Here is a 20,709-nt window from a genome sequence, read left to right on the forward strand (position 1 = left end):
TGCAAGGCCACAGGCCGCGAAAAACCGGAGGCGTATTCGCTGGAATACGTTGAGGATTTTTCGGGGCCGAGAACGACGCAGATGTCGGTGCATCGTTCGCCGCAGTAGAAAGGTCAATGTCGGACAGGTTCCTAGCCTGTTTTCTCGGTTCCACCGCAGCGCCGCCGGCTATCCCCCAGCTCACGACACCTGCCGGGCGACGAGCCTGTCCGTTCGGAGCGGGACGAAGCTTCCATTGATTAACGTCTTGCTTCCGGCGGCGGCCAATCCATTTCCGCCTGCCTGCCGCAATAGAAACAGGACACCCGATAGCGGGCCTTCCGTCTCGGATTGGGCATCGAAGTGAACACCACGGGCGTGTCATCGAAAGGACACACCGGCTGCTGATGCAGGAGGTGCTCATCCGCCATCAACAGCAGCGCCGCATCGTCCCACGGAGGAAGATGCTGTTCCCGACCGGTGATCCGCTCATGCCAGCCGCAACGGCGGCAACGGGCCTCGAACGTCTTCACACGGTCATGAAGGCGGGACAGATCCGTCACCTCGACCGGACCATCACACCCGGTCCGGCCGCAGGGGATCGGCTCATGCTGGAGCGCCTTCACGAATCGCTGATGTTCGGTCTGGTCGTCGGACGACATAAAACGGTTTATGGTCCCGGCGCAGATGTGCCGAGGGCGGACGCGCTTCATTCAGAGCTTTTTGACCGGGAATGTCAAACACTCGGCGTCCTCCGCCGCTTGACAGGCCCGGCGCCTGCAGCTATTCTGCCGTGGTTTTCGCGGGAGCTTAACACGGATTGTCTGTGAAAGGAGCAGCGCGTATGAACATTCGGCGGGATCGTCTGGCGCAGTCGGCCGAAACGGTCGTCTTGACCCTTGCACTCTGGGCGATGACTTCCTCGTTCGCTTTGGCTGCGGACTTCAAGATGGGGGTGGTGGACCCGCAGGCGGTGTTGGAAAAATCCAAAGCCGGCAAGCGCGCGCTGGACGGGCTGCGGGAATACGTCTCCACCCGTCAAAAGCTGCTCGCCAGCGATGAGGAGGAACTGCGAAACCTTGAGAAACAGCTCAAGGACCAGGAAGCCACCTTGAGCGAAGCGGCGAAGAAGGAAAAGCAGGAAAAGTTCCGCGTCAAGGTGCAGGATTACCAGAAACGCGCGCAGCAGTTCAATCAGGAACTACAGGTGAAGCAGAAAGAGCTGATCGATGAGTATATGAAGAAGATCAGCGCGGCGACCCAGACGGTGGCGGAGAAAGGGGGATACTCCATCGTCGTCGACAAGGGCAGCGAGCAGACGGTCAAAATCGTCATCTACAACAAGGACACCATCGATCTTACCGATCAGGTCATCAAGGAATTCGACCGTCAGAACAAGTAACCTTCCACGCGCCTATCCGAACAGATCACGCCTGACCGCATCCGCCAGGCGGTCGAACTGCGCACGGTCGTCCACGGTCGATCGGACCACCAGTTCCATGTGATCCGGCCCTCCGATCCCCAACCCGAGTTCGACCCCCCGCTTGACCTGGCGTTGGTCCCAGATCCGTTTTCCCTGCAACTTCGGCCACGCCCCGAACGAGCGGATCAGCGCGATGGCGACCGCATCCAACGCCAGACGATCCCCGCTCAGCAACAACAGATTCGCCGGCGCAGGTGTGCCGCTGGTCGGCCCGCCTGCAACCATGACCGTCCTGCCGTCGGCGATGTTGAGATGCGGATGCACGCCCAGATTCAGTTCGGCGATTCGTTCGTGCCAATCGCCCGACAGGAACGCCAAAGAAGGTCGATACCGGGGATGGGTGATCCCCACCAGGTTCTTGAGGCAACAGGAATATTCGGCGAACCGGTGGGTCTTGATGACCGGGACATTGATGAAGACATCGGCGTCATAGGCGGGCTTCGACAGATAGTATCGCGGCAGCGATTTGGCGCCGGGCGGCTCGATCCTGACCCACGGCTCTTCGTCCAGCGCAAGCACCCGCGCGCCGGCCTGTTCCGCGGCAGCCCGGATGCCGGTGCTGGTCAGATTGCCCGACGTGGGGAACCGGATGATTCCGGAGCTGTCCGCCACAATGACCTCGGCGGCGCCGCCCTGCCTGACCGCTCGGACGACCGACGCGACGACCTGCGGATCGGTCGTGGTCGGCGGAGGCCGGTCGTTCACGACGTTCGGTTTGATCAGGACCCGCTTGCTCCGCAAGGCGAGAGAATCAAGCCCGCCGATCAGTTCTAGGCCGGCCTCCAACATGGCGCCCGGATCCCGGCCGTGCACCATCGCCACCAATGCGCGGCCGTTGCGCGTGAAGGGATTGACTGGAACAGGTTTGACCGGAACCGGTTCCCCGTCCGGCTCGAAAAGAAGGCTGCTCAGGACCGATCGCGGCGCCAGGGCGAGCGCGGGCCAGACGCTCAGACCGAGGCCGAGGCGGCTGAACAGCTCGCGGCGGGTGGTCCCCATGCGTTATGCGCCGCCCCCCTGCTCCATCGGATAGCCGGCTTCGCGCCAGGCTCTGATTCCGCCGTCCATCGAGACGACGTTGGCGTATCCCATCCGGCGGAGACTGTCGGCAGCGAGAGCGGACCGGAATCCTCCGCCGCAGTACAGGATAATCTCGGCCTGTTTGTCGGGAATCACCGTCTCGATGTCGCGTTCGATGATGCCGCGGCCCAGGTGTCTGGCGCCTTTGGCGTGATCTTTGGCGAATTCATGGTCTTCCCGCACGTCGATGAAGTGGAACCTCTCGCCGCGATCGAGCTTGGCTTTCACCTCCGCAATCGTGCACTCTTTGATGCGCCGCTTGGCATCCTCGACCAGTTTCAGGAATCCGGGATTGTGCGTCATCTCGCCTCCTCAGAACAACGTCGCTTGCGCGGCTCCGGGACGCCTGAAGGTGTTCGGAACCGGCTCGTCATATTCGTCGGGAAATCCGGCCTTCCGCCGGCTGATCTCGAACAATTGCTCGATCATCCGCCAGTAGGGCCCGGTTCCCTCGTGGCGCGAGAAAAAATCGCCCTCGGTCAACTTACCTGCCCGCACCTCGCGGATCCTGCTGACGATGGTTCCGATCCGGTCCGGAAACGCCGCCGCCATGCGTTCGAGGAAGACCGGTTCCACGTTGCCGGACAAGCGAAGCATCACCGACATGGCTTCTTTGGCGCCGGCCTGTCTGGCTCGGACCAGCAACTCCGGAATGTCGTCGTCGTTGAGCCCCGGAATGATCGGCGAGATGGAGATCCCGGTGGGGATGCCCGCGTCGCTCAATGCCCTGAGCGTCTCGAGCCGCCTGCTCGTGGAGGGCGCCTGCGGTTCGACTTTCCGGGCGACCGAATCGTCGGCAAACGGAATGCTGAGGTAGACGCGCACCCACGCTTCCCGGTTCAGCCTGGCGAGCACGTCGAGATCGCGCAGCACCAGCGCGCCTTTGGTGATGATGCCGACCGGATTGCGATAGTCGGCGCAGACCTGCAGGCAGGCGCGCGTGAGCCCGTAGGTCGCCTCCAGCGGCTGGTAGCAGTCGGTGTTTCCGGAAAAGACGATCAGCTCGCCCTTCCACGACGGCTTGTCGAAGGTGCGCCGCAACAACGCCGGCGCGGCGGGCTTGACGATGATTTTCGACTCGAAGTCGGTGCCGGCGCCGAAGCCCCAGTATTCGTGCGTGGGTCGCGCGTAGCAGTAGGCGCACGCGTGAAAGCAGCCTCGATAGGGATTCAGGCTCCAGCGAAAGGGCAAGTCCGGACTGTCGTTACGGCTGAGGATCTCCCGCGTGGCGTCCTCGAACACCTGCAACCGCACCTGCGGCGGCGGTTCCAGGAACTCGCGGTGCTCGGACTCGAACGGATTGGGCGGATTGGCGACCGTGCGCATAGCGCCTATGCTCACTCTCTTCTCGTTGTCTTGTCAACGTGGACCAAGGGTCGCCCTGCTCTGAAAATAGGCGCGGGGCTAGAGGCCGGAGTGACACCCGGCACCTTTCCCCCTCGCCTCTCGCCAAAACATTATTTTCATCCTGCAGAGTAGGCCTTGCATCCTCGCTGTTCCGTGAATTGACTAACCCCGGACCCGGTGTTAGATTCCAGCACCGCTGACCAGCCGAGGTTCGGACCATGTACGACCTTCGCCATCTGAGAGAACACTTAGATCTCGTGCGAACGCAACTGGGGCCGCGTGGCGCCGATGTCGCGTGGGACGATCTGCGCAAGTTGATTGAGGAGCGCCGCACCCTGACGAGCCAAGTCGAGCAACTCCGGCACCAGCTCAGGAAAGGCTCCGAGGAGGTCGCCCGCTTGAAGCGCGGGAATCAACCGGCGGAGGACGCAATGGCGGCGATGAAAACCCTCGGCGACCGCATCAAGGAGATGGAAGACGGGCTGCGAGCCGTTGAAGAGCGGTTGTCGGACCTCGCTCTCCGCATTCCCAATATGCCCCATGAGTCCGTGCCCGCAGGGACGGACTCGACGGGAAACGTCGAAGTTCGCCGCTGGGGCTCTCCGCCCGCGATCCCAGGCACGCCGAAGGCGCATTGGGAGATCGGCGAGGCGCTCGGCATCCTGGACTTCGACCGGGCCGCCAAAATTGCCGGCGCGCGCTTCGCCGTGCTCATGGGACTGGGCGCGAAACTGGAACGAGCCCTCATTACGTACATGCTGGATTTGCACACGATCACTCATGGGTATCGCGAGGTGCTGCCGCCGGTGCTGGTCAATCGGGCGACCATAACGGGCACGGGGCAACTGCCGAAATTCGAAGAGGACCTGTTTCGCCTGCGCGACGATGATCTCTTTCTGATCCCAACCGCGGAAGTGCCCGTCACGAACCTTCATCGGGAAGAAATTTTGGATGAAGACGCGCTGCCGCTTCGTTACGCAGCCGTTACACTGTGTTTTCGCCGCGAAGCCGGTTCTTACGGGAAGGACACGCGCGGCCTGATCCGCCAGCATCAATTCAACAAGGTGGAATTGGTGACTTTCACGAAGCCGGACGCCTCCTACGAGGAGCTGGAACGTTTGACCCGACATGCCGAGGCGGTGCTGCAAGGGTTGGGACTGCACTACAGGGTAATGACCCTTTGCACGGGGGATTTAGGCTTCGCCGCCGCCAAGACGTACGACCTCGAAGTCTGGCTGCCTTCTCAGGGCGTCTTTCGGGAAATTTCATCCTGCAGCAACTTCGAAGCGTTTCAAGCGCGGCGGGCCAATATCCGGTTCCGCAGCCAGAAGGCCAAGAAAGACGCCAAGACGGACTTCGTGCACACCCTGAACGGTTCGGGGTTGGCCGTGGGACGGACGCTGGTTGCGATTTTGGAAAACTATCAGCAGCCGGACGGATCGGTGCTCATTCCCGACGCGCTGCGGCCCTATATGGGCGGGGTGGAGCGGATCACAGCGGAAGAAAACCGGAACATGTGAGTCTCTTCAGAATCTCTCGCTGGCGGTATGCCTCCCCGTCGCCAAGATCAATTTGCCTGGCTCCCGGTCGGGTCAAGCAGGGTCTCCTACGAATGTGAAGAAACGAATATGGCATTTATCCGTCGCGCCTCATTGCGCAGCGCTCCGGGTCGAGCAAGCTTGACGAGCAAAGAGACATAACACTGAAGGGGTTTATCCGGTCGCCAAGATCAATTTGCCTGGCTCCCGGTCGGGTCAAGCAGGGTATGGAGGGGTGACGGAGTGGTCGAACGTGCCGGTCTTGAAAACCGGAGTCCGGGCAACTGGACCGTGGGTTCGAATCCCACCCCCTCCGCCATATGAAGACGTGAAACGTGAAGCGTGAAACGTGAGAGGGAGGGATTCGAACGCGAGGGCTGTGGGGAGCATACGAGGGGGCAGGCGCTCCTCTATAGGAGCGCGCGCTGGACCTGCGCGTGCGACTTCAAATCCCGTCCCCTCCACCATACCGAGCTAGCTTGACCCGGAGCCTAAGTGGCGAGGGATAAACTCCTTGATGAGCGGAGCCGAAGAAACCAGCCGTAAGCCAAGGAAACAGGGACGAGATTCGATACCTGAATCTGTAAAAGTATTACTTTAACGATCAAACCCGATCACTTGATTTATCTGCGACATCTTCCTATCAAATATTCTTAAATCAAAACGGCCATTGCGCCTGAGCCCTCCTAGGGCAACTACTATCTTGTACCGAGAGAGACCCATCTGATTTACTGACCAAGGGTGAAGGTGCCTGCTTTGGCTGTGCCCACCCAAGGCAGCAAGACGTCTCTACTTCCTCCTGGAGAGACGTGCCTTCACCCGTGCACTTATCATTCTCTCTTGTAACGGGAAGGCACGTCTGCGGCACCGGTTCTTGGGCTGAGAACCGGGAAGCCGGGTTACGGTCGCCCATCACGCGATTCCCACCTCGACTTTGACGCTCCTACCGCTCCGGCTTCATCGTCCCATGGCGAATTCCGACTCTGTGGCCTACCGCGGGTCCGGTATCCGTGTCTTGGAAATAATCAGCTCGTCGTACCAGACATAGCCGATAGGATGGCTCTGTTGGGGGCTTTTCCCCGTGTGATATGGGAGAAGCCAGACCTTGCCGTACTTCGCCGCAGGATTTTCGTTTGCCAAATCATATCCGTTCCCGGTCCCCGGGATGCCTACGCCGAAGAAGGTGACCGGTTCCGGGCTCAAGTCAACAACGAGCCGAGCAGGCCGACCTTCGCGGGCGACCCAAAGCTGGACCGTGCTGTCGGAATGGTAGCGGCCGTCGTTCTGATACCAGGTGCCGATCTTGACGTGAAGCTGAAAGGTCATCCATTCGTTGGCCGCGTAACCCACGCTGCCTGAACTGGAGAGCCCTTCATACTGCCCGTCCTTCGCTCCGCAACTGTGATACATCTGCGGGTAACCGAGCTGGTAGCCGTTGTTCACGACCAACTCCAGTTGCGTGCATGAATGAGCGGTGAACCCCGGTCGATCCCCCTCTCCGACGATGATCTGTTTCCAGCCGCCGCCTTCTTCGAAATAGGTCTCGAGAAATTCGGGAGAGAAGCGTTGGCGCCACTGAATATAGAATTCCTCTCCCTCGCCGAACTGAGCGGAAAGATCATCGGCGAAGTTCAGCCAGAAACTGCCCGATGTATCGGATCCCGAAAACGGGGGAACTTCGAACCGCAAGGCCCCGGCTCCCGAGGCCTTTATATCCGTGACCACAATCCCGCGTTTTTCCCGTTGCCCCCACGGAGGCATCACGTGGGGGTCAACCTCCGCCTGCGAATCAAAGCCGAAGCAGCGAATAACGCCCGGCGTGCCGCAACGCGCCGCAAAGTCTTCATCGCCTCCGTGCCCGCGCATGGGCAGAGCCGGCGCCCCGGAGCATCCTCCCCAAAGCCAGACCCAGAGCAGAACGATGCCGCCGACCCGTCGCATCGACCCCATGTTTGCGTACTGATGACATACAGATAACAGAAACCGCAGCGACGACACAACGCCAACCGGGGTTCCAGAACCCGGGGTGTCATTGAAGCGATACCTAGCCGTGCAAGGCCCTACACTTCGATCCCTTCCAGGCGGCTCACCATCCCGCCGGTCGCTTTCGCCCGTGGACGCCTGATTCCCCCTCCCGCTTGGTAGGGGGGCGGCCCTTCGTTCGTACAGGCACGCCTACATCAACGGTATTTTCACCGCGTTCTCCATCGTCTTATGGTGGCCCACACGGGATTCACCCATATGCAAGATCGGCGGCTCCGCGGCTTGCACAAGATCGCTGTGAAACGTTCAACGCCTTCGTGGCGGGAGGACGGGACATGCAGAAACAAGTCGGCAAAATCGGCGCGATCCGCAGAGAACTGAGCGGCAAAGCCTGCCCGTCCTGCGGCGGACATAAATATCAACTCGTCTTGCGATGCAACCGCGCGCCGGAGTCCGGAGGAATCTTCGCGCGCTGCAGCCGCTGCCACAGGCCGAAAGAGTTGGACGAGGATCTCGGACGCATCCTTTGGATGTAAGTTCGGGTCGTCTCGCATTCAACGTATGCCCGACAGGTAGTCGAGAAACGCGAGGGGGAAGACGTATGCTCGTTACAGAAGGACGCGGATCAAGAAGGCAACTGGCCCGCCAAAAGTTGATAGCCCTGCAGATGATGACGCTCAGCGGGGTGGTGCGACCCGCTGAGGTGGAGCTCCACCGCTCCGCGCGTCCCAGCCGGCTCCTCGCGCCGTCTTCTGAATCTGTGAATCCCGCCACCTTGAAGCTGACCAATGTGTCGGAGCACGACCGGATCCGGCTCAACCGACGGTCTTCGGCGAAGGCAGTCCCCAAGAAGGCACGTTTCCGAGCCAACCCTCTCCTTCAGCTCCAGAGAATTCTTTCCGGCTTCCAATGGGAAACGGAACGGACCTGATTCTCTTCTCAGCCTGACGTCGTCGCGGGCTCTTTCCCGAAAACGCGCTCGTTCGGACATCGAAGCCTCAGGTTGGTTCAGCCGCCCGGCATGACGTCTCCCGCTGCTCAGTGACGCCCTTGTGCGCCGCTGTTCCTCTGGGTTAAGATCGCCCGTCATTTACAGTCCGTCCCGACATCCGACAGGAAGAAACCGACGCGGCGGCCGGACACCGAAGGACAAGGACCGGGGAACTTCCCGGCACAGCGGCGCGGAGAGGTGGCCGAGTGGCCGAAGGCAACGGTTTGCTAAACCGTCACAGGGCCAAAAGCTCTGTCGCGGGTTCAAATCCCGCCCTCTCCGCCACACCAAGCTCGACCCGACCGGCAGCCCGTGCGATTGCCCTCGGTGACCAGATAAACACCTCCAAGTCTTCACAGGACAAGCACACTCCCTATGATTCGTCTTGAACGCTCTCACTGTTCGACTTACACGGTCAGTTCTTGCCAGGTAGTGCAAAAACGACCGTCGTTCTGATCTGCCGGTTGATTTTTGACAACTGATCTTGTAAACAGAAAGCCCCGCCAAGCAGAATAGCGTTCACGTGCCGAGGTAGCTCAGTTGGTAGAGCACAGCCCTGAAAAGGCTGGTGTCGACAGTTCGATTCTGTCCCTCGGCACCACAACCCCTTCAAAATCTTCAGAAGTCCCGCGCCAGATGCGGCGAGGCGTGAGGGGTCGCTTTTGAGCCTTTTGGGGGTCTTTCGAGAAAGTGGTTGTCCAAACGGTTGTCCAAGACGGAGCGGCTGTAAACGGTAAAACCGAGCCACTCTCGATGGCTGACTCCTCGGGGATATGGGGAGCGTTGCATTCAAGCTTTGGACACTACCTGACACGCATTTCATTACTTGAGTTTCTCAACTTTCATTTACAAAGTGGATAGACCACCAGACTCATGAGCTGCCTCTCGTTTCTCCTCTCCCCGCAAAGCTCCACATTCCTCAAGAGAATCGCGGCTCCCTGCGCGCTCCCCTGCTTCGCGAAATCCGATCTCTTTCCGCACAAGCCGACCAGTTCCGGCCTCCTGGTGAACACTCTCGAAGGGAGACGTAAGAGAGCGAGTCCCTCAAGCCACTTCCAAACGTCGGTCGACTAAAGATAGCTGCCCCGAGCAAGCCTCACAGCACGAGAAAGCAACGCCTATGTAAACCTCTGGTTGGGGCTCGATTGCTTTCGCCAACCTTATCTTTTTGCTCCTCTTCTCCTGACGCCATCCATTTATCGCTGTTCAGCGAGGTCATCTGGAATGTTTCGTGTTAGGGTGCGCATTGCAGATAGTTTACAATCACCATGAACCGTCCTGTAGGACCACATCGTATCACTGAAAGGTCGTCACGATGCTCGAACTTCTTATCATCTCATGTGCCTGCTCCTTAACGCCCTGCTTGCCGGGGCCGAGATCGCGTTTGTTGCGGTCAATAGACCGTTCCTCCGGGAACTCATGCGCCAAGGCCACAAAAAGGCCCCGCTTCTCCTTCAATTGAGGGAAAATCCGGAACCGAAGAGCTGTTGAGCCCAACGCTCGAGAAAAGCCTGGGGGTTGGCGAGGCGACTGCCGATACCATTGCGATCGGACTCGTGGTTCTACCGTTAACCTATTCCACCGTGGTGGTAGGGGAACTCGTCCCGAAGTTTCTTGCACTAAGGAACTCACTCGGATTTGCCTTACGAACAGCGCCGTGGCTCTCGTTGTTCGATAAGATCTTCGGCCCGATCGTCACCCTCTTTGAATGGTCCACCAAGCAAGTGCTGACCCTCCTCGCCTCACCCTCTTGATATAGAATCCCGTCGTTTTCCGGCTGATGAACCGGTAAGATTCAGCGAGGTGGTCGCCCTCCTTCTGGCATTTGAACTGATCTGATCCATGAGTGGACAAACCGACAAAACCGGCCATGACCATACCCAAGGCGTCGTCGATCCGATCATCCTGACGACGGAACGAGGCATCGCGGCAATTAAATGGTCGACAGCCGGCTTGCTCATCACGGCTCTCTTGGAACTCGGTGTCACGGCTCTGTCCGGTAGCCAAGCGCTCCTCGCCGACTCCCTGCACAACTTCAGTGACGCCGCCACTGCTCTTCCCCTCTGGCTGGCCTTTAGTCTCAGCCGCTGGAGACCGACTGCACGCTTCACCTATGGCTATGGCAGGCTGGAAGATTTGGCAGGGGTCAGCATTGTCGTCCTCATCGTTGTGACCGGGCTTTGGGTCGGATATGAATCAATGAGGCATCTGGTACAGCCGGAGCAGGTCGGGCATGTGTGGGCCGTCGTTTTTGCCTCTCTGGTTGCCTACATCGGAAACGAGGCGGTGGCACGGTACCGCATCAAAACCGGTCACGAGATCGGAAGCGCGGCCCTCGTGGCTGATGGCTACCATGCCAGAACGGATGCGTTGGCCAGTCTCGCTGTGGTGCTGGCAGGCATCGGGATCTGGCTCGGGTACCCGATCGCCGATCCGATCATTGGGCTTCTGATCGCAGGCGTGATCCTGAGAACGGGATGGGATTCGGCGAAGATGGTCTTCAGTCGATTGCTTGATGGGGTGGATCCCCAGGTCGTCGAAGAAGTCATTCACGCCGCACAGCATGTGCCCGGAGTCGAGGACGTCACGGAAGTTCGAATCAGAGGGCTCGGCCACCGGCTCCTAGCTGAGGTCAACATTGCGGTCCGGTCAGACCTCTCCGTGGAACGAGGGCATGCAATCGCGCAGGAAGTCCGACACCAACTCCTTCATCATTTGCAGTATCTATCCAATGCGGTCATCCACGTTGATCCATTGAGTGCGTCAGGAGAAGCCCATCATCGAATCATCAACCATAAGCATGACCAACTCCCAACTCATTCCCACTAGGAGAGGCAGACGAATGGACACCATCTCAAAGAAAGTTCTTGGAACCACACTGACACTCTTCTCCCTCGTATCCTTGCTCGGCGCAGTCACGGGGCAATTTGGCACGCCGAGGGGGGATGAGGGTACGCGGATCTTTACGGCTACTGAACATCCTCATTACAGCGGTCAGTTCCACTTGATAGGCCAGAAGGGAACCCTTGTTGGTAGCATGGACGATCACGCGCCATGGGATCACCTCGATTACGCCGGGAAGCACTTAACCCCGGTGCAAGGGACGATTGCGATCATGGTGAACGAGGTGACGAACACCGGCCAAGTCTTAGCCGAATTCGTTGAAAGAACTGACCGGTACCGAATTGTCTTTGACCGTTTTGCGGCGAAGCAGCCGTTCCAAAACGGAGGCATTGCCACACGGGTGTATGAGCATGGCGACTCGGGCAATGGCGACCCCCTGTATCCCAAGACCTGGCTCTACCTGGCGGGTTGGGGCACAGCCACGATGTACAAGAACGATCAGGTTCTCTACAAACACTTTGACGCCCACTTCATGGTGATGGAGCGTTCGCGTGATCCCAAGACCCATGAGATCCGATACCCGGTCAAGCGCACCTTGCCCGGTGGGGAAACCGATCCCGCCGGGATGGAAATCGACCTGTGGGTTCGCTCCAAGGAGCAGAATACCAGGAACTTTCCGCCATATGAAACCTTTGTTCATCTTTACTGGGAAGAAGTGACATGGCGATAGCCTGACGAATGCTTCATTGCGGCATACGGAGAAGAAGATCCACAAAGGAACCCGATGCGCTGATCGTGGCCATGCAACCATTGAAGAGCCGATACCTCGTGTCCGCATGCGTGGCGGTCTCCTTACTCGCCGCTCTTGCAGGCGCCCTCGTGACTGGCGCCGAAACGGACTTATCGAGCCATGTCTGGAACTTTGATGCTGATCCGCCTGACGCCCTCTCGAAGGATTTTGTAATCGGGACCCTGTTTGATGGCAGGCCCGCCGGGGATTGGAAGGTACTGCCAACCGAGCGCGCCCTCAGCCGGCCTCACGTGCTGGCGCAGATGATGGGAAAGGGAGCAGAACACGCCTACAAGGTGGTCTTGATTAACGGAACGACCTCTGCCGATTTGGAACTAGAAGTCTCCCTGCTGCCGGTGGAAGGCAAAGCGGACATGGGTGGGGGTCTCATCTGGCGTGCGGCGGATGATCGCAATTACTATCTGACCAGAGCCAATCCCTTGGAGCAGAATATCCGGATTTATCGCGTGGTGAAAGGCGTACGGCAGATGCTCAAGAATGTTGACCAGATCATTGACGTCCGAAGGTGGCACAAACTCACAGTCAGGATGGGCGGATGCCGGGTACAAGTCTTCTTTGACGAACAGCCGGTGTTTGACCTCTGCGATGAAACCTTCAAGGAAGGGCGTGTCGGCCTCTGGACGAAATCCGATGCGGTGACTTATTTTGACAATCTCACGCTTCGGATCGCGCGATAAACAGGCGGGGCAGGCAGACGTGGCAAAAGGTCTATGAGAAAGGAGCCAAGCATATGTAGTGCTCGATGCGTCATGGGATACGTCACGGCCTTCTTGGCACTGCCGGGAATTGCAGCTTGTGCGATGTTTGCTGGAATCCCGGACCTCGATACTCCCGATGGACAGCTCTATGCACGCCGTTGTGGGGGATGCCACGGAACACCCGCGCAGGAGGTCATGGGGTGCCGGACCCACGGTTACGGACCATGGCGGAATGGCTAGAACTCCTGCCCAAGATGGAAAGGTTGATTCGCGAGAGAGGCCGTGCGCCACTGACAGACTCGGAACGTGAGACCATCGTGCGGCACCTGAGCCTTCACGCCAAGTCCTAGCGGCACTGCAGGCCGAGGAACCGCTCGAATCAGACTGATTCGGCTTCGAATTTTCCTGACTAAGATTTGCCCACGAGTGACGGGTTGTCCATTTGGTGGTCTAAGGCGAAGCGGCCTGATAACCTGTACGCCCTTTCGCTGACTTAGATGGAATGCCCTGCCTCTGAAAAGGCTGGAGTCGACAGTTCGATTCTGTCCCTCGACACCACTCTCGCGCAAAGCATACGGGCGTTAGGCGCGAGGGGCTCCATGCTGGCCGTATCTGTCCCCCACCTCTTACGCCTTGCTCCTCACCCTTTTATGAGCTCTTTGGCAGGCCGCTGAAATAGAATACCGCGATGGCGACGGACGCGGCGACGTTGAGGGAATCGACGCCGCGATGGAGCGGAATGTAAAAGCGGATGGCGGCCTGCTTGAGCGTCGCCTCGGATAATCCGCGGCTTTCATTTCCCACCGCCAGCACTGCGCGCCGGGGCAATGCGCGAATCTCCCGAATGGCCCTCGCGTGCCAATCGTGCGGCTCGGCGGCCAGCAAGGCGCAGCCGTGATCAAGAAACCAGGACGGATCGTTCCGGCGGAAAATCGGCAGTTGCAGCAGGGTACCGGTGGTGGTGCGAACGACTTTGGGATTGAACGGATCGGCTGAATCGGAGGTGAGCCAGACGGCGCTCAGGCCCATGGCCGCCGCCGTGCGAATGATCGCGCCGACGTTGGCCGGGTCCTGCAGTCGTTCGCCGAAAAGACCCAACACGCGCGGTCTGGCCAGGACCGCCTCTTCATCCCACTCCGGCTTTCGGACCACCGCCAGAATCCCTTGGGCGTGTTCCACATCGGAGAGTTTCCCGAACGCCGTCTCGCGGCAGACATATCGCGGCACCGCATGGCGTTCCAGCACCCGCTTGAGGGTCGGCCGTTCCTTGCTCAGAAACGCCGGCGTGACGACCAGCGCTTTGACGGCCGGCGCGCGCGAGCGAAGCGCCTCGAGCACCGGCTTGACGCCTTCAAGGACGAAGGCCTGCTCGGCATCACGGACCTGCTTATGATGAAGCAGATCGCGGATGAGAGAACCTGTCGCCGCGGGCAAGGAAGGAAGGTTGCGCATGCCATGCCTGTCCGGTTCACCGCGGGTATATCCGCGCGTTCCGGACACACCGCCGCCCTTCACCTCTTCGGCGCTTGGGTCTGCGCAGGGAGAAGGAGCGTGGGAAGGAGCGCGCAAGTTACTTTCGTTTTCGACCGGATGACGCTTCAGCCGCCCGCAACCGCTGCGCCCTGGCTTTGGCTCGTCTCAACTCGTTGAGCTTGCCGCGGGTACGGTCCCGCTCCATGCGCAATTGCTCGAGCTGCGCGCGGAGATGCGCTTTTTCCTGCTTGTGAAGGTTGGCGCACTCGGCCCGCGACAAGTTGATCCAGTCGCCGCTACTCCGAGCCCGCCTGATTCGCTGATCCAAAGACTCGCGCAACTGCTTGCTGCGCATAGACATGAGCGATTTCAACGCCTGCTGCCGGCGCTGGACCTCTTCTTCTTCGGCGAGAATGCCGCGGATGTCAGTGCCAAGCATGGGGTGTGCCTCCTACAACCTGCCGTCGTGAACCAAACCAGTGGCGTATTTTACCCTATATCGACCTCCACTCGCCAGTTCGCTTAAGCTATTGGAAATCTTGATGTTCTGGTGTATTGTCCCAGGATGATCACCCGTTCCAGCGGTTGCACCGCGCGGGTCGTTCACTGTATGATCGCGCCATGTCGATCGGCCCTCACCTCCAAGCCTGGCGGCTTTCGCGACGCCAACCGGCTGAAGTCCTTGCCCGGAAAGCCGATCTACCGGTTGCGACCGTCGAAGCGATCGAGGCCGGCGAACTGGACCCTCCGGTTTCGACGCTGGAGGCCCTCGCCTCGGCGCTCGGGGTTCCCGCTCCCTGGCTGTACGGCGATCCGAAAGACTTCGAAGTGCTCTTCGAACAGCCCGAGGAGGAAGGCGACGGCGGCGGGCCGCTTCAGCCGAACGGCGTCGATCCGGTTACGGAGAGAATTTTGCTCGGAACCCGCTTCGACCGGTCACTCTACGCGCTCCTGACCGCGCTGATCCAGAACGGCGACCCGAAGCTGCTGCGAGCCGCCGAGGTCAGCCTCCGCAGTTTGGTGAAACAATCCAAGCAGGCGACCGTCCCCTGGCAGTCCCGGCCGCCGGGGCACTTCGAGCCGCCCTCCGACTGACCGACAAGGACTGAGTCCGCAATCCCCATCGTTCAGCATCGACTCGGACATGCGGCGCGATAGAGCATCGCGCCGACAACCGCAAGTGCGGCCACGCCCGGCCATGCGCCCATCGGCGGGACGTCAAAGAGCGCAAATGGATCAACGCTTAGACCCGGCCATAGCCCGCTCAACGCGATCGGGAAGGCCAAGACAATACCCAGGAGCGCTTCGCCGGTCACCAATCCGGCGGCAAACAGGACTCCCTGTTGAGTCGAAACGTCGCCTGACCTCGCCGCTCGCTTCCGCGACCACTCGGCGATCAGCCCTCCCGCAACGATGGCCGCGGACAACTTGAGCGGCAGGTAGATGCCCAACGCCACGGCCAGCACGGGCAAGCGAAATGCGGCGCTTCGCGCGGCCTGCCGCCGATCGAGCCAGATCACCAGCGCGCCGATGGCCATACCGCCTCCCACCAGAGGCCATGGCAGACCCTCCCCGAATACGCCCTTCGCCAGGCTCGCCATCAACATGGCCTGCGGCGCGCTCAAAGGATGGGGATGGTCCGCCGTCGCGTCGCCGATTCCATACTTCGCGTGCAACAACGAGAGGACCGGCACGATCACCACGGCGGCTGTCGCGACTCCGACGACCTGCATGATCTGCTGCTTCCATGGCGTCGAGCCGACCAGATGACCGGTTTTCAGATCTTGGAGGTTGTCTCCGCCCATCGCCGCCGCGCAACAGACGACGGCCCCGATCAGCAACGTCGCCGCGGGACCGGCCGGGTGGCCCCGGCCCATGACGGCCACGAGCAGAAGCGACGCGAGCATGAGCGTGGCGATCGTCACGCCCGACACCGGATTGCTGGAACTGCCCACCAACCCGGCCATGTAGGCCGCCACCGATGAAAAGAGAAACGCCGCCGCCGCCATCACCAGCGTCATCCCCGACGCCACCATCAGATCACCCACGACCGAGCGATAAATGAGCCACATCGCCGCGACCGAGCCCAGCAACGCGCCGGCGATCCAGGGAAACGAGGCATCCCGTTCCGTTCGCGGCGGGCCGGAAGTCGCCTCGGCGTGGGTCTCGCCGATGCCGGCGGCTTCCGCCGACAACCGTCCGTAGGATTCGGCCAGTCGGCGCAGGCTCCGGAGAATCGGGTCCCGGACCTGAATCAAGGTCCATACGCCGCCGACCAGCATCGCTCCGATGCCGACGTAGCGAATCCGGCTGCTCCAGATCGCCCGGGCCGCGGCAAGCCCGTTCATGCCCTCCGGCACTCCCGCCACCGCGCCATACGCCGGGAGCAGGATCAGCCACCCGATCGCGCCGCCGAGAAACACGACCGCCGCAGTCCGGAGACCGATGATGAATCCCACAGCCAGCAAGGCCGGCGACAGGTTGATCCCTCCGTAGAGTATCGTCCGCCCGACCTGCCACGCGCCTTCGGCCGCCTCAGTCCAGAGTCGCAGGCCGCTTTCCGCGAATTTCATGACCCCGCCGGTCACCGCCGCCGCGGCCAATGTTCGGAAGCCCGCCGTCGCCGCTCGACCCTGCCCGGTTCCTACCTTCAACACCTCGGCGGTGGCCAACCCCTCGGGGAACGTGAGCCGCGCGCCGACGATCAGTGCCCGCCGCAGCGGAATCGTAAAGACAACGCCCAGCAGGCCGCCGACGAAGGACACGGCGGCCGTCTGCCAATAGTCGAAGGCTTGCCAGTAACCGATCAGGAGCAGGGCCGGAATGGTGAAGATCACCCCGGCCGCCAGGGCCTCCCCGGACGAGGCCGCCGTCTGGACGATATTGTTTTCAAGAATGTTGGATCGGCGGAAGCAACGCAGGACCGCCATCGACACGACGGCCGCCGGGATCGAGGCGGAGACCGTCATCCCGGCGAACAGACCCAGGTAGGCATTGGCTCCGGCCAGGACGGCTGCCAGAATGACCGAAAGGACGAGCGCTTTGATCGTAATCTCGGGCAGGACCGTCGAGGCAGGCACGACCGGCCCGGCGTCTTGTTCCTCCTGTAACGGCGGCATCGACACAGCGTCCTGCGGCGGACGTTTCACAGAACCTGCATGATCAGGCACTTCAGATAACGGGTCTCAGACATGGAGGCGAGCACGGGATGATCCCGACTCTGCGACCGATTCTCGATCAAGCGGACGCGCCGTCTCGCGTCGCGCGCGGCGGCGAGCACGGTCCTCCACAGGTCCTGTTCGCCGACGTAATGGGAACAGGAGCAGGACACGAGAAAGCCCTGGGAACGCACCAGCCGCAGCGCCCGCAGGTTGATTTCCTTGTAGCCGGCCAACGCAGGGGTCACCGCCTGTTTGCGTCGGGCGAAGGCCGGCGGATCCAGAACCACCAGATCATACCGGTGCCCGGTCCGTTCCAGCTTCGGCAACTCCTCGAACGCATCGGCCTCCTGGTACGCGCAGATCTGCTCGACTTTGTTCAGCACGGCATGTTCACGGGCCAGGACCAGCGCATCGCGGCTTACGTCCAGGCCCAGCACCGACCGGGCGCCGTGGAGCGCCGCCTGGAGGCCGAAGGCACCCGTGTGGCAGAAGACGTCCAACACCTCCAGATCCCTCGCCAACGAGGCCGTAGCCGACCGATTCTCACGCTGGTCGCAGAACCATCCGGTCTTCTGTCCCCGCTCCACGTCCACCAAGAAGCGGGCATCGCCTTCGTATACCTCGACCGTCGTCGGACCTTCTCCGCGCAGAAACCGCTGTTCGAGCGACAACCCTTCCAACGCCCGGCTCTTCGCGTCGTTGCGGAGAAACACACCCTGAGCGCCGGTTCGACTTCTCAACAGATCGGCGAGGATGTCCTTGCAGCGGTCCATGCCGAACGCCAGCGTCTGCATCACGAGCAATTCGCCGTACCGATCCACGATCAGACCGGGCAGCAGGTCCGACTCGCCGTGAACGATCCGGTAGGCGTTCGTGCCGGACACGACCCGCTCGCGCAACCTGACGGCCTCCTCCAAGCGTGCCGCCCAGAACCCTTCGTCGATCGGCTCATCCTGAAAGGTGAGGATGCGGACACGGATCTTGGAGTGCGGGTTGAAGAAGCCGCGCCCGTAGAATCGACCTGCAGCAGTGTAAAGATCGACGAGGTCCCCGGGACCGGGCTCGCCCTTTACTTCACGCACATGCCCGGCATAGACCCAGAGATGTCCCGGATCGACCCGTCGCTCCCGATCGGGAGACAGCACGATCCGTGCGGTCGGAATCTCGTGTGACGACGACATGGCGTACTTATCGGCCTCTTCCCTCCTCCGCGTCAAGCCGAATCAACCGGTGATGGGCATGACCGGCGGGCCCGGTAGGACGCGTTCACCCGGCAAACCCTCGCGCGCAACTTGCGCGCGCGAGAAGGCCGTGCGAAACTAGCGTTGATGACCGAGGCTCATCCCTCCTACCGGCAACTGCGGTCCCGCCTGCGCATGGCGCTCGCGGTCAATGCGTTCATCATCCTGGCGGAGTTCGCCGGAGGCCTCCTGCTGGACAGCGTCGGCTTGATGAGCGACGCCGGACACAACCTGATCGACCAGGGCTCGCTCTTTCTGGCGCTCTACGCGCACATGCTCACGTCGCGGCCGGCCAATGAGACGCGCACGTTCGGGTACCACCGCGCCGGTATCGTCGCGGCGTTCCTGAACTCCTTCATCCTGCTGCTCACCGCCGTCGGGATCACGCTGGTCGGCGTGAAGCGGATTCTCTCCCCCGTGCCGGTCGCCGGGGGATGGGTCATGCTGATCGCGGCGCTGAGCTTCGCCGCCAACCTGGCCATCGCGTTGCTCCTCCAACACGGGGCGCGCGAGGACCTCAACATCCGCAGCGCGTTCTGGCACATGCTGGCGGATGCTTGGGTCTCGCTCGGCGTCGTCATCAGCGGCGGGATGATCCTGCTCACCGGCTGGTCGATTCTCGATCCGCTCGTCAGCCTGGCCGTCGTCGGCGCCATCGTGAAAGGCGCCTGGCCGCTCTTCCGGGAATCGCTCGAAGTCCTGCTCGAATCCACGCCGCCGGGCCTCAGCCCGTCCCAGATCGCCGCGACCATCGAGTCGATCCCCGGCGTCAAGAACGTGCACGATCTGCACATCTGGGCGGTGGAACCGCGGCTGGTCATGTTGACGTGCCACGTCCAGGTCGACGGTGACGACACCGTGCTGACCAACGGCCTGCTGCGGTCGATCCGCGCGCGGGTGGCCTCGGACTTCGGCATCCGCCACCTCACGGTGCAGATGGAGACCCAGTGCTGCCACCCGGATGCGGTCCACTGCGACCTGAACCGGCTCGCCGATCAGCACCGGCCCGCTGAAGCCCTCGAAACCCGCCGTTGATCTTTCGTCCGATCAGGCGCTCCGAGTAAAATGGCCGGCGCCGATTCAGCGATCCGGCAGGGCTCACGGCATCATCTATGGCGCGAGGACATCCCGCTCCGTTTTATCTCCTTTGCGGCTCATTGGGAGCCGGCAAGACGACCCTGCTCATGCGGCTCCTCGAACACTGGCGTAACCAAGGCCGCCGGGTCGGCGTGTTGATGAACGAAGCCGGCGCGGTCAGCATCGACGGTCCCCGGGCGAGCACGCTCGCGCAACAGGTGCTGAATCTCGCCGGCGGCTGCGTGTGCTGCGATACCAAAGAGGATTTGGCCTGGGGCATCGGCCGACTGGTCACGGACGACCGGGCGGACCTGATCGTGTTGGAATGTTCGGGAATGGCCGACCCGGCGGAGGTCGTCGATGCCGTCACGGATGTCTATGTATCGCGACTAATCCGGCTGGAGCGGGCGATCGCCTTGCTGCATCCGGCTGCGATGTCGGACGGCGCGATGCCGGATATCGCGACACGTCACGCCGTCCGGTATGCCGACGACGTGATCCTGAACAAACGCGATCTCTACGTGCCCGGATTGTGGGAACAGTTCAAGGCCGCCGCGATCAAGGAGAATCCCCACGCCAGGATTTGGGAGACCGCGCACGCCCGCGTGGACCCGCATGCGCTGCTTGAGGCCGATCCGCCCGCTCGTCCGGCGCCGACCGTCCGCGTCGCGTTCGGGCAGACTCGAAGCCCGTCGACCGCGCCGGCCTCTGGCGCGCGCCGTCACCCGATGGTGGTGACGATCCATCTGCCCGACCCGTTGAATCGACCGCGCTTTCTCCGGTGGGTCGATGCGCTGCCGGACGGAATCGAACGAGCCAAGGGATTCTTCCGTTTTGCCGGCGAGCCCGAACTACAGGAATTTCAGTTCTTTCCGCCGCGCATCCACACCGTCTCGCCCGTCACGTTGCTCGACGAGCCGGACCACGTCGTCGTTCTGATCGGCCGGGATTACGACCAGGAACGCTGCCGGAATGAACTTCTGGCCTGTGTCGAACAGTGAGC

20 protein-coding genes and 3 tRNA genes are annotated in these 20,709 nt (G+C 61.3%); 14 read left to right on the plus strand and 9 right to left on the minus strand.

The window, feature by feature from the left end; genetic code table 11:
• Positions 1–239: 239 nt before the first annotated feature.
• Entirely contained in the window at positions 240–692 is a 453-nt protein-coding gene (locus tag AB1555_17095; protein ID MEW6248406.1) for a hypothetical protein, read from the minus strand.
• Between the two features lie 131 nt (positions 693–823).
• On the opposite strand from AB1555_17095, the gene AB1555_17100 reads away from it, so the two are divergent.
• Positions 824–1,381, plus strand: a complete 558-nt coding sequence (locus AB1555_17100) for an OmpH family outer membrane protein (GenBank protein MEW6248407.1) — start codon at positions 824–826, stop codon at positions 1,379–1,381.
• A gap of 12 nt (positions 1,382–1,393) precedes the next feature.
• Here AB1555_17100 and AB1555_17105 read toward each other — a convergent pair whose 3' ends face one another.
• Genes AB1555_17105 through AB1555_17115 form a run of 3 tightly spaced genes read right to left on the minus strand, consistent with a single transcriptional unit; the run spans position 1,394 to position 3,883 of the window.
• Positions 1,394–2,461 (minus strand): DUF362 domain-containing protein, encoded by a 1,068-nt coding sequence (locus AB1555_17105; protein MEW6248408.1) that lies wholly within the window; start codon positions 2,459–2,461, stop codon positions 1,394–1,396.
• A gap of 3 nt (positions 2,462–2,464) precedes the next feature.
• A complete protein-coding gene (locus tag AB1555_17110; GenBank protein ID MEW6248409.1) occupies positions 2,465–2,845 on the minus strand; it encodes a rhodanese-like domain-containing protein in 381 nt (126 codons plus the stop codon).
• A 9-nt stretch (positions 2,846–2,854) separates the two neighbouring features.
• On the minus strand, positions 2,855–3,883 hold the full coding sequence (locus tag AB1555_17115) for a PA0069 family radical SAM protein (protein ID MEW6248410.1): 1,029 nt from the start codon (positions 3,881–3,883) through the stop codon (positions 2,855–2,857).
• Positions 3,884–4,107: 224 nt separating this feature from the next.
• Between AB1555_17115 and serS the strand changes: the two genes are divergently transcribed.
• A complete protein-coding gene (gene serS, locus AB1555_17120) occupies positions 4,108–5,409 on the plus strand; it encodes a serine--tRNA ligase (GenBank protein ID MEW6248411.1) in 1,302 nt (433 codons plus the stop codon).
• A gap of 247 nt (positions 5,410–5,656) precedes the next feature.
• Positions 5,657–5,746, plus strand: a tRNA-Ser gene (locus tag AB1555_17125).
• Between the two features lie 671 nt (positions 5,747–6,417).
• Here AB1555_17125 and AB1555_17130 read toward each other — a convergent pair.
• On the minus strand, positions 6,418–7,368 hold the full coding sequence (locus AB1555_17130) for a hypothetical protein (protein ID MEW6248412.1): 951 nt from the start codon (positions 7,366–7,368) through the stop codon (positions 6,418–6,420).
• A gap of 377 nt (positions 7,369–7,745) precedes the next feature.
• Here AB1555_17130 and AB1555_17135 point away from each other — a divergent pair, with 377 nt between their 5' ends.
• The 8 genes from AB1555_17135 (at position 7,746) to AB1555_17170 (ending at position 12,733) form a co-directional block, all read left to right on the plus strand.
• Positions 7,746–7,946, plus strand: a complete 201-nt coding sequence (locus AB1555_17135; GenBank protein ID MEW6248413.1) for a hypothetical protein — start codon at positions 7,746–7,748, stop codon at positions 7,944–7,946.
• Between the two features lie 647 nt (positions 7,947–8,593).
• Positions 8,594–8,686: transfer RNA gene (locus AB1555_17140), tRNA-Ser, on the plus strand.
• Between the two features lie 240 nt (positions 8,687–8,926).
• Positions 8,927–9,002, plus strand: a tRNA-Phe gene (locus AB1555_17145).
• 737 nt (positions 9,003–9,739) lie between these two features.
• A complete protein-coding gene (locus AB1555_17150) occupies positions 9,740–9,892 on the plus strand; it encodes a CNNM domain-containing protein (protein MEW6248414.1) in 153 nt (50 codons plus the stop codon).
• Positions 9,889–10,155, plus strand: a complete 267-nt coding sequence (locus tag AB1555_17155) for a CNNM domain-containing protein (GenBank protein ID MEW6248415.1) — start codon at positions 9,889–9,891, stop codon at positions 10,153–10,155. The genes AB1555_17150 and AB1555_17155 overlap by 4 nt, the downstream gene beginning before the upstream one ends.
• 88 nt (positions 10,156–10,243) lie before the next feature.
• On the plus strand, positions 10,244–11,230 hold the full coding sequence (locus AB1555_17160) for a cation diffusion facilitator family transporter (GenBank protein MEW6248416.1): 987 nt from the start codon (positions 10,244–10,246) through the stop codon (positions 11,228–11,230).
• A gap of 13 nt (positions 11,231–11,243) precedes the next feature.
• Positions 11,244–11,975: a hypothetical protein gene (locus AB1555_17165; GenBank protein ID MEW6248417.1), complete on the plus strand. Its 732-nt coding sequence runs from the start codon at positions 11,244–11,246 to the stop codon at positions 11,973–11,975.
• 71 nt (positions 11,976–12,046) lie between these two features.
• Positions 12,047–12,733 carry a hypothetical protein gene (locus AB1555_17170; GenBank protein ID MEW6248418.1) on the plus strand — a complete coding sequence of 229 codons (687 nt, stop codon included), beginning with the start codon at positions 12,047–12,049 and terminating at the stop codon, positions 12,731–12,733.
• 669 nt (positions 12,734–13,402) lie between these two features.
• Here the strand turns inward: AB1555_17170 and AB1555_17175 are convergent.
• On the minus strand, positions 13,403–14,206 hold the full coding sequence (locus tag AB1555_17175) for an RNA methyltransferase (GenBank protein MEW6248419.1): 804 nt from the start codon (positions 14,204–14,206) through the stop codon (positions 13,403–13,405).
• Positions 14,207–14,324: 118 nt separating this feature from the next.
• Positions 14,325–14,666 carry a hypothetical protein gene (locus tag AB1555_17180; GenBank protein MEW6248420.1) on the minus strand — a complete coding sequence of 114 codons (342 nt, stop codon included), beginning with the start codon at positions 14,664–14,666 and terminating at the stop codon, positions 14,325–14,327.
• A gap of 182 nt (positions 14,667–14,848) precedes the next feature.
• On the opposite strand from AB1555_17180, the gene AB1555_17185 reads away from it, so the two are divergent.
• Positions 14,849–15,322, plus strand: coding sequence for a helix-turn-helix transcriptional regulator (locus tag AB1555_17185; protein ID MEW6248421.1), 474 nt, complete (start codon positions 14,849–14,851; stop codon positions 15,320–15,322).
• 32 nt (positions 15,323–15,354) lie between these two features.
• On the opposite strand, the gene AB1555_17190 is transcribed toward AB1555_17185, so the two are convergent.
• Positions 15,355–17,346, minus strand: coding sequence for an oligopeptide transporter, OPT family (locus tag AB1555_17190; GenBank protein ID MEW6248422.1), 1,992 nt, complete (start codon positions 17,344–17,346; stop codon positions 15,355–15,357).
• Between the two features lie 26 nt (positions 17,347–17,372).
• A complete protein-coding gene (locus AB1555_17195; protein MEW6248423.1) occupies positions 17,373–18,569 on the minus strand; it encodes a class I SAM-dependent rRNA methyltransferase in 1,197 nt (398 codons plus the stop codon).
• Positions 18,570–18,716: 147 nt separating this feature from the next.
• Between AB1555_17195 and AB1555_17200 the strand changes: the two genes are divergently transcribed.
• Positions 18,717–19,664 carry a cation diffusion facilitator family transporter gene (locus AB1555_17200; GenBank protein MEW6248424.1) on the plus strand — a complete coding sequence of 316 codons (948 nt, stop codon included), beginning with the start codon at positions 18,717–18,719 and terminating at the stop codon, positions 19,662–19,664.
• Positions 19,665–19,741: 77 nt separating this feature from the next.
• The gene (locus AB1555_17205; protein ID MEW6248425.1) at positions 19,742–20,707 is read left to right on the plus strand and encodes a GTP-binding protein; all 966 of its coding nucleotides are present in this window, start codon (positions 19,742–19,744) and stop codon (positions 20,705–20,707) included.
• The last annotated feature ends 2 nt before the right edge of the window (positions 20,708–20,709 follow it).

Source organism: Nitrospirota bacterium (assembly GCA_040755395.1).
Classification (GTDB): domain Bacteria; phylum Nitrospirota; class Nitrospiria; order Nitrospirales; family Nitrospiraceae; genus DATLZU01.